Origin of the sequence: Hydrogenovibrio sp. 3SP14C1, assembly GCF_029625905.1 — a bacterium.
In the GTDB taxonomy this organism is placed as follows: Bacteria; Pseudomonadota; Gammaproteobacteria; order Thiomicrospirales; family Thiomicrospiraceae; genus Hydrogenovibrio.
Genome location: NZ_JARTLM010000003.1, coordinates 96,231 through 109,111, shown reverse-complemented (window position 1 = coordinate 109,111; position 12,881 = coordinate 96,231). Strand labels below are relative to the sequence as shown.

Below are 12,881 nucleotides of genomic sequence, written 5' to 3'. Positions count from 1 at the left end.
ACAAACAACGAAATATCAAATTAATTTTCACTGATTTAGGAGTTCAAAATGGCAATTAAGTGCGGCATCGTTGGCTTACCAAATGTCGGTAAGTCGACCTTATTTAATGCATTAACCAATGCAGGGATCGAATCTGCCAACTATCCATTTTGTACCATTGAGCCGAATGTCGGTGTTGTTCCTGTTCCCGATCCTCGTGAGCAAGCGCTCGCAGAAATTGTTAAGCCAGAGCGCATCCTATCGGCTACGGTCGATTTTATGGATATCGCAGGTTTGGTTGAAGGGGCTTCCAAAGGAGAAGGGCTTGGTAATAAGTTCTTAGCGAACATCCGTGAAACCGATGCCATTGTTCAAGTGGTACGTTGTTTTGAAAATGATGATATCGTTCACGTTGCCGGTAAGGTCGATCCGCTATCCGATATTGAAATTATCAATATGGAACTGATTTTGGCCGATATGGAATCACTAGAAAAAGCCGTTCAAAAAGTGATTCGTGTCGCCAAAAGTGGCGACAAAGAAGCGCTCGCTAAGCAAGCTTTGTATGAAAAAGTTCTTAAAGAAGTTGAAGGCGGCAAGCTGGTTCGCTTGGTTGAGTTGACTGATGACGAGCGTAAAATGCTACACGACCTGCATTTACTGACCATCAAACCGATGATGTATATCGCCAATGTTAATGAAGATGGATTTGAAAATAACCCATATTTAGACGCCGTTCAAAAAGTGGCAGAAGAGCAAGGGGCTGTCGTGGTGCCAATCAGTGCTGAGATTGAAGAGCAAGTGGCAGAACTGGATGAAGAAGACAAAGCAGAGTTCCTAGCTGAAATGGGTCAGGAAGAACCTGGGCTAAATCGTCTGATTCGTGCCGCTTACGAGCTCTTAGGCTTGCAAACCTATTTTACCGCAGGTGTGAAAGAAGTCCGTGCCTGGACCGTTAAAAAAGGCGCGACAGCGCCTCAAGCGGCAGGGGTTATTCATACCGACTTTGAAAAAGGTTTCATCCGTGCCGAAGTTACCGCCTATGATGACTTTATTGAGCACCAAGGGGATTCAGGTGCTAAGGCGGCCGGTAAACAACGTTTAGAAGGGAAAGAATACATCGTCAAAGACGGCGATGTTATGCACTTCCGTTTCAACGTGTAAATCACCCGCTATTAAAAAAACAGCCAGGCCTGGCTGTTTTTTAACAAAATTATTCATAAATTTGTTAACTCTAGGTTGACAAGGCGTTCAAAAATTCTATAATACGCCAATCTTTTTTGGCTACATAGCTCAGTTGGTTAGAGCACATCACTCATAATGATGGGGTCCCAGGTTCAAATCCCGGTGTAGCCACCATATTCCTAAAAGCTCACTTGATCAAGTGGGCTTTTTTTATGTCTGAAACCCTTGTTTATAGGGGGTTTAGGTTCTTGTTACGCTTTTCATCTGTCTCTATTGATTTCAGTTAATTCCAATAAATTGATGTCACAGTGGTATGCAAAATGGTATGTAAACCTTTAGGTGTTCACTTAATGGTATGCAAAAAGCCGTCTTGCATACCACTAAGGAGAAAAGAAATGTTAACAGCCTTACAAATAAAGAATTTGAAGCCAGAAACACGTGTTTATCGTAAACCCGATTACAATGGTCTTTATTTAACCGTTTATCCTAATAGCAATAAAAAGTGGGAGTATCGTTATACGTCACCAATCACAAATAAACGACGTACTTATCGAATTGGTGATCAAGCTATTGTAAGCTTATCGCAAGCACGCAATGAATCGATTCGTTTAAAGCAATTGATTAGCCAAGGAATTGACCCCGTTGATCAAAAAAGAGAAGCAGAGTTCCAGAAGCAGCAAGAAGCGCAGATTCAGCAACAATTGGATAACCGAAAAACATTTGTTCATCTGTACGAAGAGTTTGCAAATTTTTGTACGACTTCATTTGGTGGATCTAGTGCTCGATGGACTGATTACACTAGACAAAAACATGATGAGAGATTTGCAAATCATGTTCTGCCTGAAATTGGTGAAATACCAGTAGAGGACGTGACCGAGGAACATATTGTTTCGATTCTATTAGCTATTCAGGAACGAGGTACCTTGTCAATCCGAGATAAGGTCAAACAAGTGCTTAATGCTTTGTTTCAGTATGCTTTTGATAAAAAATACTGTAATAAGAATGTGATGAAGTTTTTGCCGGAATCTATATTTGTTAAACCGGAAGTTAATCATTTTAAACACCTCACCACGGATAAAGAGCTGAGTCAATTTTTGCGACAGCTTTCATCCGCCCAAGCTTCCTTTGAAGTTTTGTGTGCAATTCGGTTGGGTGTTATGTTTTTTTTGCGACCAGGTGAGCTGGTTGGTATGCGCTGGGACGAGGTGGACTTCACTGAGGGAGTTGTTACTGTATTTTCATCGAAAATAAAAAAAGATCATATCGTTCCCTTGTCTGATCAGGCAAAGCAGTTATTAATGAATCTAAATCACTTTACCGGTCATTCTCCTTACGTGTTTTTGTCTTCATATGGCAGTGGCCGTTATCGTCATATCAGCCGTGACAGTCTTGGTAATACTTTAAGACGAAGTGGTATTGATTATATTCAGCCACACGGATTTAGGCATACGGCAAGTACCATGTTAAATGAGATGGGATTTGATTCGGATGTGATAGAGCTTCAATTAAGCCATAAAATCTCTGGGGTAAGAGGTGTTTATAACAAGGCTCAAAAGTTAAGAGAACGAAAGGCATTGATGCAAGCATGGTCAGATCATCTGCAAAAGTTAGGAATGAATGGTTCAGCTTAGCCGGGTTTATAATAAATTTTCAGAAAAAATAAAGAATGAGGTATAAGTCAGTACCGCTATTGCGGTACTGACTTTGCTTATTCATTGGATAAGAGTTCGACGATTACGCTCGATTACCTGGTTCATCCAATCAATAATTTCGCTTTCTATCCAGCGAGAACTTGTGCCGGAAATTTTGATTGGAAGAGGGAAGGTCGGGTCATACAGTTCATGTTTTGAATCCATGCGACGGTAAATCGCACTTCTGGATATAGACAGAATCTTAATGACTTCTTGAAGCGTCAGGAAGCGATTTAATGTATGCGAGACGTTCTCTTGATTAGGTATTGTTGTTCGTGGTTGCATTTTTTATCCTCATTATTCAATTAATATCAAACGAAACCGTTTTGGTTCAGAAGATGTAGTTAGATGTAAAAATTTACAGGTAACTTAACGCTGCTTTAAATGCGAAAACTCCTCTGCTAATTGCCAAAGCGCTCTATTTAAACGCACGTCTTCTGCGACAGAGTGAATGGCTCGGGTTCTGGTTGAGCGACCAGTAGATGATCGACCAATCAATCCTCCTTTCATAAAGTTTTCTTGAACTCGATTGAACGTTTTCCAAAGACTGGGTTCTTTATCTTCAATTCGTCTGGCTTGAAGAAGTGATTCAGCGTCGATGGGGCTTTGGTTTTCCCAGTCTTCACCGTAACGTAATGCTAAGGATGCTCTAGCGAACAATAGCGATTCTTCTTTAGAGACCAGCGTGGACTGAAAATCCTCAACGGATTCTGAGATATACGGAATTTCATTGGCAAGTGATAAAGAGCCTTCAATGATGTTTTCCACAATGTTTTTGCCGTGTTTAACACGAATGCATCCGAGATCCCCCGCGGGGGTGACCATTCCGTTGGAACACACCAGACGAAACAACCCTAGATCGAGTTGATAGGCCGCACTTCTATCATGTGAATTGGTAAGAACTAATTCGCTGATTGAATCACCGACTTTGATTTGGCTGTCTGGGTCTTGTCTAAAACGCACCATATGACGAGATAACAATTGTTTGGCCGGATCGCGTGTTTTGGTTTGTTGTGCTCTGACGGGATACCAGCCTTCTTCTTGCAGTGCATCAACCACATCAATGGTTGGTACAAAGCCATATCGGTTTGATACTTCTCTGTCCGGTGCATCGGCAAAGATAGCCGGTGCGTTTTTATGTAATTGCTGTGGTGTTAAAATATTCATAGCCATGTTATTGCTCCTTAATTTAATGAGAGACGGTTGGGTTGTTTTGATTTAAGTGTTGGATGCCTTGCTCTAAAGCTGAATTTAAAGTTTGAGCATTTGTATCGTGTTGAACTTGAGAGGGCTCTGGGTAGAACTCATCTAATACCGAATCAACGGTGTCGGAATCGTCCTCAAAGAATCCATTGCTAAAGCCTTGAATGGCGGCAGCGTCCAAAGCGTTTTGTAAAAAGCCCATATCCAACCTATGTTGGTGCGTGCTTTGCGCTTGCGCCAACGCTTGCTCTAAACTCATACCTTCTCGTAACGTCAAATCCACGTAATAGATTGGATGGCCAAAGCTTTGGCGGGTGGATTTAGCGCGAATCCTTAATGCTAAAGGCAGGCATGCCAGTCGGTTTTGAGAAATTGCTTGGAAATAGCTAAGCCGAGAGGCGAGAGTACGAATACTGTTAAAGCCTGATGTGCGAAACACAAAACTGCCTAGTGGGTCGATGGAGTCATCACCCTCGGGGGTGATTGCCACATTTAACCGACCATAAGGTTTACATTGACCTTGGGCATAGTCACAGGTATCCGGTCCTGGACAAGGTTGAGGCTCAAGGGTATTTTGATGGCGTCTTTGACAGGTTTCACCATTGCCAACACAAAGTGGACGCGCGGTTTGTCGATCAAATAAACAGTAATCGGCTCTGAGATTTAAATCGGGCTGGTTGAACAGCATTTTTACCGGGATTTCTCTAAGCTTTTGATTGGCCTGTTTCCTGAGTTTTTCGTCGAAAGGGTGCTTTTTCCAGCCTTCTCGTGTTTGTATTTGAGTGGTAATGGTAAATTGATTATCCTTCTGTGGCAGACGTTTACCATCTTTTTCCATTACTTGACCAATTGAAATTCGGCCTAGTATGGGTGGGGTTAAAACGAGTCCTTTTAACATGGTATTTCTCCTGAATTATTGAAGTGGTTTATATGAATTTTGGGCATAAAAAAGCCCCGCACAGAGGCAGGGCGTGGTTGAATGTTTATGTTCAGTAATTTGTAGTTTAGCTGGGTTGGATTAAGAACCGTCTGGAGCCGGGTTTCTCCTTTAAATAGGCTTCATGCAGTTCCGGTTGTTCAGATTTAAAACGTTTAGCATCAAAAGTGGTCGACGACTTAGACAGTTTCCAAGAGATGCGACCATTATTAAACTCCACCACACCGAAGTCTCCCATGCGTTCTTGCAGCTGATGTTTAATTAATGTTTCTTGTTCAGACAATTCAGAAATTTGATCTTTCAAAGCAATCAGCTCAGAGAACATGGCATTCGCTTGCTTGTCTTCACTTAGGTCTAACGTTTGATGGTTATCGTTTGGATAAAGCTGTCTCAATGCACGAGCAGAGGACGCGCTGGCATCTGCCGGTGGTGGTGTATCGGTTTCCACTCGATGCCAAAAGGCTTTTTCCAATTTGATTAACCGTTCAATCAAGTCTTCATCCCTTTCAATTCGAAAGATTTCTAATCGTTGACCCGCAATCAATACAGCTACATCTGCGGCTTGTTGACCGGTAACCGCTAGCTGGTGCATGACTTGCAATTGAATGTAGTCTGGTACACCGTTGTCCCAAAATTTAGCGGAATGCATACCTGCAGTCTTACATTCCAAAATCTGAACATCGTCATCTCCGACAATCTCTCGATCCAAGTTTGCCAGCATCCACGGGTGGTCTTGATGTTGCAGGATGGCATTCACCTTTCGAACTTTTCGATCAGTGCGCTTCGCATAGTGTTCCGCCACAATCGGTTCTAGGATGGTTCCCCATAACAAAGGACTGTCTTCCGTCATTTTGGGTTGAGAGGGTGTAATTCTTCCTGTCTTTTCCATCCATAGCTCTAGTTGCGATTTAAACGGGTTTAATCCAGCCGCTGTAGCCGCATCACTTGAGCCAATTCCTTTATTACGATACTGAAGCCACAGATCAGTATTAAGGTTTTGAGTGCTGATCATACGTTTTGCTTGGGCATGGTGACGTTGTGGTTTTACTGTTTGCATCGATTCCATTTTATTTGTCCTCCGTATTTGAAATATCAGAATCAGAAAAGCTGTGACAACAGTCATGGCATTGGTAATTCAATAGCACCTTTTTATCAATCTTTTCCCCCAGTTTTGATCCTGCTATACCGCCACTTGTCGCACCGGCCAGTCCTCCCAAAATAGCACCGCCAATACTTCCAAGGGATACGCCTACAGGTCCAGCAAACGAACCTATTAAAGCACCACTACGAGCACCCGATGCGGCACTCACTAATCCTGCGCTTGCGCCTGCTAATAAACCAACGCTACCTCCTAACTTTTTTGCAGTGTTTTTTGTATGAATGCGTTTAGACCCACAGCGAGGGCATTCTAGTTTCATATCAATCTCCCATAAGTTAATGAATCAAAAGCCAATGGGGCTTTTACTCAAGGTAGTGATATAGGTTTGAAATTTTTTTAAATCGAATATCCAGATGTCATGATGTATTTTTTTACGTTGTAGGAATATGTAGTGAACACGAATTTAACTTTCCTGGATTTTTTATAAAGAAAATAGGGTCTTTAGTTCAGTTTTTAATTAAAAATCAGTATTTTTTAGGGAGGTTGGTTTGTCGGTATAGATATTAAATTAAGTAATTAATCTCAGAATTAAATTAAGTAATTAATCTCAGAATAGTTTGAACCCTGGTAAGGGATAAAAGAAAAGATAAGGATTATTTAAAATGGAAACGAAAAACAAAACAGATATTTCACAATCAATGAAGCTAAAGTCTAATAAAAACTTAGAGGTAACGTTGGATCCAAGCTATGCTGGTCACAACATCAAAACAGCATATAAGAATAAAAAAAATAACAAGTTGTTTCAAGGGCTTTTAATAAAACCTTATCTCGGTAAGCTGATTAAATTAATCTATGCCCACACTTGGAAATACCCAAGAACATTAGCTGTAAGGTTTGAGCTTTTATATCCTAAGGAGTATTCCAAAATGCCTACAAATGAGCACATTACGCAATTCTTTAAAAGCTTGAATTATCGAATCGATAAGCAACAAGAAACTAAGCGAAAGGCAGGAAAGCGAATTCACCAAACAGATGTTAATTATTGTTGGGTAAAAGAGCAGGATAGCAGCAAAAATCCACATTACCATGTGTTGTTATTGCTGAATAAAGATTCTTACCAGGGGTTAGGTCTCTATTCTGATCCAGATAGTTTAAAAGGGTTGATGAGACAATCTTGGGGTGCAGCGCTTGGTTTAAGTTTTGAAGAAACAAAAGGGATAGTCAGTTCTTCAGCTAGTAAATATGATAAATCAGTTAAACCGCTTCATTACGTTAATCGAAACTCTAAAGACTTTGATGGGCAATTAGATGATTTAATTTTTAGGAGCAGTTATTTGTGTAAGGTTAAATCTAAAAATTTTTTACAAAATCGTTCAAGAAATTTTGGGTGTAGTTTGTTCTAAATGGTTAATTTCATACTAATCCCCTTTGTTTTTGTGATCTTATTGTAGGTTGCTTTATATCCGTATTTTTTGATGTTTCTTTAAGACATTAAGACTTAAAATAATAAAAATATAAAAAATAATTAAGCCAAAATCTCGTTTATTGTTATTTATTTTTAATAAAGTCAATATAAATGTCTTAATGTCTAAAGTTAAATAAGATTAAAAATAGTAATTCTTTTCAGAACTGTAGCAAAATAATGTAGTTGGTTAATGAATTACTAGGGTACAGATTAACGGAGATTAGGATGGTTACATTAGCTGCCGAAAAGGGGAGTAGAAATTTTCCAAATACGATGTGTTGACTTGCGGACAGGTTCACAATAAATGCCAAGAGGGGCTAAAATATCGGAGGCAGTAGCAAATTCTGATCCTATTTTTCGTTCTGTAAAATTGGAGAACTCACTTTGCGATTCTTTATCAAGTTCTGACAAGGTAATTTTCCAATCTTTGATCGATTGTTCTTTTTCAGTATTTGGGTTTAGCTTTGCCCATTCATATATCAAACTTGCGGTTGCCATTTTCCTAGCTTCAAATAATTGTTTTTCTTTTAAAGTGCTTTCAAGGCTTCGTATGAAAGCCCCCTTCTCTTGCCCTAAAATTTTTTCAATAACTATACCCGTCTCAACAAAGTTTGTTAGTTTGTTTGGAATCGTGCTTCCTATATCAGTAAGCGTTTGCATCCCCTTTGTTTGTAAGTCTCTATATGACAGTATGGCTAGCCTTAAAAGCTCAATCCGAGCTAGGTTAATGTGTTCATCTAATATTGGTTGGTTGTCTTGAGGATGCTTTGTGATAAATATGGAAAGGGAGCTTTTTAATATCCCCAATTCAGTTGCAACTGGAAATGCTGCATTAATGATAATAGGTCTACGAATAAACCATTCATTTTTTACGTTTCTTTTGGTGGATAAGTTAGCTCTCAAGCCTCGCGAACTTAAAATCTTTTCTATCTCGAGTTGTAATTGAGGAGTAATTGAATCGACTCGGTCAAAACTTAAAAGATAGTGCTCCAAGCTAGCTTCTATTAAATCCTGAGTTTTTTTAGGGGGCTGCCTTAACGGTTCCCAGCTAGGGTCAATGATTGATTTTAATCTCTCCTGGGTCTGAGATATACCGCTTGACTCACTACCAATTAGTTCTAAAAGCGAATATTCTTCAGAAATTAGGCTGTAAACCATCCATGTGATTATTAGGTTATATTGCTCTTTTCTAAAGCAAGAAAGTTTTAGTTGATTGTAGAGGTTTCCACAGGATCCTTTACTTCCACCTCTCAGTGCTTGAAGAGCTTTAGGGTCAGAGATATTCAATGGAAGAGGGGCAGGCTTTAATGAAATAGGTTTCAAAACTTCATAAGGGAATAATATTCGGCTAGGCTGATTAGTTATTGAGCTAATGAGTGAAATGCTTAAGCTAATTTGTGAAGTTTGATCATTCTGATAAACAATTTCGTCTGAGCCATTATTAAAGATTCTGATGTGGAGTAAGCCAGGGTTTTCAGAATCTTCCGTCCATAGTTGCTTTCTCCCTTTGAGTATCATCAATGCTTTCTTGTATGCACTGTCACTAAGCTCGATTCCAAGCGCATCATTAGCAAAGGCATATACTTGCTCTTTATATTCCTCACTATCAAAGAAAATGATTTCGTTTTCATAAGTTATATATCTGGTTCCTAGGATGTTAGTTTTTAGACTAAAAGGAGAGTGGGAATAGTCGTGTAGCTGAGGTAAGCCATAAGAAGGAGTGAGTGCATTAAGTAATAATTGTACTTGGCTTTGTACTATTTCTGGGCGGCCTCTTACTGGATTGTTTGGTTTAGTTTGCAGTTTAGAAGAGTTAATAGTGGCAAGTTTTGTTTTTTCACGTTGTTTACTTAATTCCTTTATTTCACCCGTAATGCTTAGTGGTTTAATCGTGATTTCGATGAATTTTTCAAAAACACTTTTGGGCTCATCTTCAATGTACACTCGCTTTAATTTAACGTCGAGCACGAGAGTTTCAAAATCTAAATGGCGAACATTCTCAATTAGGGGGATGAGCTCGTGTAGCTTTTTATGCTGTTGAGGAATATTGTTTTCTGCTAGTGACTTTGGAAACACTTCTTCGATATCAGGAAAATCTGGAGATTGAACGGTTGTGTTTTTTAAAGTAAAAGGGAATGATTCATTCGCTTTGTTGGCAATAGGTTGATTAAAATCAAAATTTGATATCCGACGCGTTTTGTTATTTTCAAACTGAGGAAGGATGAAAGTAATTTCTTCAATAGTAGGAAGCTCATCAGTTATATTTGTGTTTAGCATGGGGGATCTCAATGATTCATTCTAATGTTGATTATATTAAGCAATCCGATCAGTTAAATCATCAATAGATGAGGCTTTGATAAAATCAACATCGTTATCCAGCGCTTCAAAATGGGCGGTGCCACATTTAATTTTATCATTTTCTGTTTGACGTAAATCTTCGGGAAGCAAGCTGCTTTTGGTTTCAACGACAAAATACAGTCTTTCGGTACCGTCCTTTTCAATCAGCACCGCCCAGTCGGGGTTATAAGAACCCAGCGGCGTGTCAATTTTGAACCAACTTGGTAGTTTGGTATAAAGCTTTACATCGCCGTTTTGTTCAAGTCCGGTTGCAAAGGCAGATTCTGTATTGGAGTCATAAACAATATGGCTGTACACACTTTTATCGACCGCCATCATGTTCTGCTCTAAATAGCCCTTCAACTCTTCTTCTATAAACAGTTCCTGGGCATAAAAGCTCTGATCACCGATTTTCTGGTACTTAATACCATCCACCAGCGCGTGCATCTTCTTGCGCTGAATAATTTCCAGTGTTTTCTCGACAAACTTTTGCGGGTTCTTGGCAAGGTCTTTCAGTTTGCCACTTTCGATTAAGATATTAGCAAGCGTTTTACGGGTGAGTTGTGTTTTGTTTTGTAAATAAGTCAGCACATCCGGCAGTGTTTGGTAGTGAGCATTATAAGTTTGAGTGTTTTCTTGAATCTGATCGACGCCCACGCCTTCGTAATGATCCATCGTAACGTTTGCCAACCCCGTTTTAAACTTAGGTTTAGCAATAACCATATTGACCTTCATTTCGTGAACACAGTCTGTAATCAATTTTGTCAGATCAAAATTAACTTGGTACACCGTTTTGTATTTAATTCGCTCCCAAAGTGCCTTAAAGTCATCACCCATAATCACTTCCTTTTTGGGTGTTGCCAAGTGAGTTTTGCTGGCATCTTTAACGTCTAAGCCCCCAGCTACTTTTTTCAGAATACGCTCTATTTGCATTTTGTAAGGCGCGAAGGCTTCCGGCAAGGTAAGCGTGTCGTGTTTTAAAGCAATTTTTAAACTGTCTTGCACCTTACCGTTTTTATCAATCAATTGTTCAGACTTGAGATGGTTCCAGAGTTTTTCTGAGTCTTCCGTTCCCAAGTAAACGACGTTATTTCCATCTCTCTGGATAACTAAGTTGGCAAAGGCGTGGTCTTCCACCACACCAAATTTAATGCCGTCTTCATCTTCAATCTCTTTTTGAAGCGTGGCAGTAAAATCATTGTAAGACTCGTTTGCGATAACCGTTAAGGTATTGATTGAAAAACCAGTATCTGTCACGCGGTTACCGGTACTGTCCACAGCTAAACGTAACCCACGACCAATTTCTTGGCGTTTTTTAATGGTAGAAGCCGTTTCGTTTAGCGTGCAAATTTGGAAGACATTTGGGTTATCCCAACCCTCCCGTAAAGCAGAGTGTGAAAAGATAAAGCGCAGCGGCGTTTTCATATCCAGCAAGCGTTCTTTATCTTTCATAATCAAGTCATAGGCGGATTCGTCTGCCAACGTTTTACCACTGGTATCTTTTACAATGCCCTTATTGTCAGCTGAAAAGTACCCATCGTGAATTTTTGAAACTTCCACATCTAGATTGATTTGATTAAACAATGATTGATATTTAGGGTGCTTGGCTAGCCGTAAAAACTCTTCTTCAAACATTTGCCCATACACGCCCAGGCCTGGTTGATTTTGCTCATCATAAACTCGGTAGTTCGCTACCTTATCAATAAAAAATAAACTCAAGACTTTAATGCCTTTCGGATTCAGCACCATTTCACGTTCAAGATGCTTTTCAATGGTTTTGGCAATTTGCAGGCGTTTTAACGCCAAATCATCTACTCCACCAATGCTTTGGCCTAGTTGTAAAATGTCTTCTTGAGAAGTGAAATCAATCCATTCACTACCTGGTACGGCTGAAATATCCTTAATAATGTAACCTTCGTAAGGGTCACGGCCTTTGGTTAATTCGTATAGGTCGGCGCCTTGTTTTAACCATTTCTTATCCCGTTTAATCGTGCCTTTGGATGTTAGCGCATCAAATTCTACCTGCGCCTCACACACACCGTTTTTATTACGCACATTTAGCAGCTTGATAAAGGCATTGTTATTATCGTCTTCCGGTAGTACTGGTAGTACGGCAATCTGTTTGACTAACTTAGCATTGTAAGCATCCACCGCATCTAATTTGTAAATCGGTAAATGCTTATCTCGATGAGTTGCCGAATAACGGAGAGTAAAGAGTGGGTTTAATGATTTAATAGCTTCTGCAGATTTTGCAGTTGTGTCGACTGATTGAGGCTCGTCAATAATGACCACTGGATTGGTCTTGGCAATCAGTTCAATTGGGCGCATACCCTCTAATCGATCATTCATTCGGTGAATGATATTGGCTTTGGTTTCTTTGTTTGGGTCGGTAAAACTTTTACGGAAGGCATCAATATTGATGACCATAATTTGAATATGACTGGATTCAGCAAAGTTCCGAACCTGTTCTAGGTTACTGGAGTCATAAACAAATGTTTCTGCATTCACGCCTTTGTAAATTTGAGATAAATGGTCTTTGGTGATTTCAATCGCTTTTTTAACGCCTTCTTTGATGGCAATGGATGGAACCACGATAATAAATTTGGTCATGCCATAAGCTTGGTTTAATTCATAAATGGAGCGCAAATACACATAGGTTTTACCTGTACCAGTTTCCATTTCCACCGTGTAATTCAAGTCATCTTTATCAAGAGTTTTGGCAGGTTTTAGACCATGCTTCAGTTGAACTCGAACAAGGTTGTCTAATAATTCTTCTTCGCCCAAAACCAAACGATTAGCGGTTCCCTGGTCAGCTTCATTGCCATAATCCATCGTCATCATGCTTTCAGCACCTTGCTGAACGGGAATATTTAACTGCGGCATGGTAAAAGGCGCATAGCAACTTTCTTGGCCTTCAAACAAGCTAACAACGGCATCCCATGCGGATTTTTGATGCGGAAGGTTTTGGTCGAATTGGAGTTTCATTTG

The 12,881-nt window shown here is 39.8% G+C and carries 10 protein-coding genes and 1 tRNA gene; 4 read left to right on the top strand and 7 right to left on the bottom strand.

What is annotated here, in order from left to right:
- Positions 1–48: 48 nt before the first annotated feature.
- The 3 genes from ychF to P8629_RS03340 all read left to right on the top strand — a co-directional run bounded on the left by ychF (position 49) and on the right by P8629_RS03340 (position 2,792).
- Positions 49–1,140: a redox-regulated ATPase YchF gene (gene ychF, locus P8629_RS03350; RefSeq protein ID WP_278164445.1), complete on the top strand. Its 1,092-nt coding sequence runs from the start codon at positions 49–51 to the stop codon at positions 1,138–1,140.
- 118 nt (positions 1,141–1,258) lie between these two features.
- Positions 1,259–1,335: transfer RNA gene (locus tag P8629_RS03345), tRNA-Met, on the top strand.
- A gap of 221 nt (positions 1,336–1,556) precedes the next feature.
- A complete protein-coding gene (locus tag P8629_RS03340) occupies positions 1,557–2,792 on the top strand; it encodes a tyrosine-type recombinase/integrase (RefSeq protein WP_278164443.1) in 1,236 nt (411 codons plus the stop codon).
- A gap of 81 nt (positions 2,793–2,873) precedes the next feature.
- Here the strand turns inward: P8629_RS03340 and P8629_RS03335 are convergent, their stop codons facing one another.
- From P8629_RS03335 to P8629_RS03315, 5 genes are all read right to left on the bottom strand, one after another.
- Positions 2,874–3,137: a helix-turn-helix transcriptional regulator gene (locus P8629_RS03335; RefSeq protein WP_278164441.1), complete on the bottom strand. Its 264-nt coding sequence runs from the start codon at positions 3,135–3,137 to the stop codon at positions 2,874–2,876.
- 84 nt (positions 3,138–3,221) lie between these two features.
- The gene (locus P8629_RS03330) at positions 3,222–4,025 is read right to left on the bottom strand and encodes a DUF932 domain-containing protein (protein ID WP_278164439.1); all 804 of its coding nucleotides are present in this window, start codon (positions 4,023–4,025) and stop codon (positions 3,222–3,224) included.
- Positions 4,026–4,041: 16 nt separating this feature from the next.
- The gene (locus tag P8629_RS03325; protein WP_278164437.1) at positions 4,042–4,953 is read right to left on the bottom strand and encodes a recombination directionality factor; all 912 of its coding nucleotides are present in this window, start codon (positions 4,951–4,953) and stop codon (positions 4,042–4,044) included.
- Positions 4,954–5,059: 106 nt separating this feature from the next.
- Complete coding sequence (locus P8629_RS03320) at positions 5,060–6,058, bottom strand: YqaJ viral recombinase family nuclease (protein ID WP_278164435.1); 999 nt, start codon at positions 6,056–6,058, stop codon at positions 5,060–5,062.
- Between the two features lies 1 nt (position 6,059).
- Entirely contained in the window at positions 6,060–6,410 is a 351-nt protein-coding gene (locus tag P8629_RS03315) for a hypothetical protein (protein WP_278164434.1), read from the bottom strand.
- 343 nt (positions 6,411–6,753) lie between these two features.
- Here P8629_RS03315 and P8629_RS03310 point away from each other — a divergent pair, with 343 nt between their 5' ends.
- Entirely contained in the window at positions 6,754–7,494 is a 741-nt protein-coding gene (locus tag P8629_RS03310) for an inovirus Gp2 family protein (protein WP_278164432.1), read from the top strand.
- 296 nt (positions 7,495–7,790) lie between these two features.
- Here the strand turns inward: P8629_RS03310 and P8629_RS03305 are convergent, their stop codons facing one another.
- Entirely contained in the window at positions 7,791–9,833 is a 2,043-nt protein-coding gene (locus P8629_RS03305; protein ID WP_278164430.1) for a hypothetical protein, read from the bottom strand.
- A 36-nt stretch (positions 9,834–9,869) separates the two neighbouring features.
- Positions 9,870–12,878, bottom strand: coding sequence for a type III restriction-modification system endonuclease (locus P8629_RS03300; protein WP_278164428.1), 3,009 nt, complete (start codon positions 12,876–12,878; stop codon positions 9,870–9,872).
- Positions 12,879–12,881 lie beyond the last annotated feature (3 nt).

Excerpts from the sequence above, each read along its gene's own strand:
- ychF (WP_278164445.1), top strand. The coding sequence starts at position 49 with ATGGCAATTAAGTGCGGCATCGTTGGCTTACCAAATGTCGGTAAGTCG.
- P8629_RS03340 (WP_278164443.1), top strand. The coding sequence starts at position 1,557 with ATGTTAACAGCCTTACAAATAAAGAATTTGAAGCCAGAAACACGTGTT.
- P8629_RS03335 (WP_278164441.1), bottom strand. The coding sequence starts at position 3,137 with ATGCAACCACGAACAACAATACCTAATCAAGAGAACGTCTCGCATACA.
- P8629_RS03330 (WP_278164439.1), bottom strand. The coding sequence starts at position 4,025 with ATGGCTATGAATATTTTAACACCACAGCAATTACATAAAAACGCACCG.
- P8629_RS03325 (WP_278164437.1), bottom strand. The coding sequence starts at position 4,953 with ATGTTAAAAGGACTCGTTTTAACCCCACCCATACTAGGCCGAATTTCA.
- P8629_RS03320 (WP_278164435.1), bottom strand. The coding sequence starts at position 6,058 with ATGGAATCGATGCAAACAGTAAAACCACAACGTCACCATGCCCAAGCA.
- P8629_RS03315 (WP_278164434.1), bottom strand. The coding sequence starts at position 6,410 with ATGAAACTAGAATGCCCTCGCTGTGGGTCTAAACGCATTCATACAAAA.
- P8629_RS03310 (WP_278164432.1), top strand. The coding sequence starts at position 6,754 with ATGGAAACGAAAAACAAAACAGATATTTCACAATCAATGAAGCTAAAG.
- P8629_RS03305 (WP_278164430.1), bottom strand. The coding sequence starts at position 9,833 with ATGCTAAACACAAATATAACTGATGAGCTTCCTACTATTGAAGAAATT.
- P8629_RS03300 (WP_278164428.1), bottom strand. The coding sequence starts at position 12,878 with ATGAAACTCCAATTCGACCAAAACCTTCCGCATCAAAAATCCGCATGG.